This is a genomic window from Clostridium sp. CTA-7 (assembly GCF_054768095.1).
This window is the reverse complement of the sequence record NZ_BAAAAV010000031.1, coordinates 1-458: the sequence shown is the minus strand read 5'-3', so window position 1 is coordinate 458 and position 458 is coordinate 1. Positions and strand designations below refer to the sequence as shown.

Sequence of the window (458 nt, the reverse complement as noted above, 5' to 3'; positions counted from 1 at the left end):
GGGAGCGCGCGTGGTTTGGGACCATGAGGTCGCAGGTTCAATCCCTGTCACCCCGACCACTTAAAACATAATATGCGGGTGTAGCTCAATGGTAGAGCCCTTGCCTTCCAAGCAAGTTACGTGAGTTCGATTCTCATCACCCGCTCCAATTTTTTTTAAATGTGATTTAAAAAAATATTGACAAGTGGCAATTAATGATATAAAATAATTAATGTCATTTAACGAATATGCGTGTTTAGCTCAGCTGGATAGAGCAACGCCCTTCTAAGGCGTGGGCCAGGAGTTCGAATCTCTTAACACGCACCATTGCCGGGGTGTGGCGCAGATGGGAGCGCGCGTGGTTTGGGACCATGAGGTCGCAGGTTCAATCCCTGTCACCCCGACCACTTAAAACATAATATGCGGGTGTAGCTCAATGGTAGAGCCCTTGCCTTCCAAGCAAGTTACGTGAGTTCGAT

General features: G+C 47.8%; 3 tRNA genes. All 3 read left to right on the top strand.

Annotated elements, in window-relative coordinates:
• Positions 1-74 precede the first annotated feature (74 nt).
• The 3 genes from ACYUEX_RS18740 (at position 75) to ACYUEX_RS18730 (ending at position 386) form a co-directional block, all read left to right on the top strand.
• Positions 75-148, top strand: a tRNA-Gly gene (locus ACYUEX_RS18740).
• 81 nt (positions 149-229) lie between these two features.
• Positions 230-306: transfer RNA gene (locus tag ACYUEX_RS18735), tRNA-Arg, on the top strand.
• A 4-nt stretch (positions 307-310) separates the two neighbouring features.
• Positions 311-386 (top strand) — tRNA-Pro (locus tag ACYUEX_RS18730).
• Positions 387-458 lie beyond the last annotated feature (72 nt).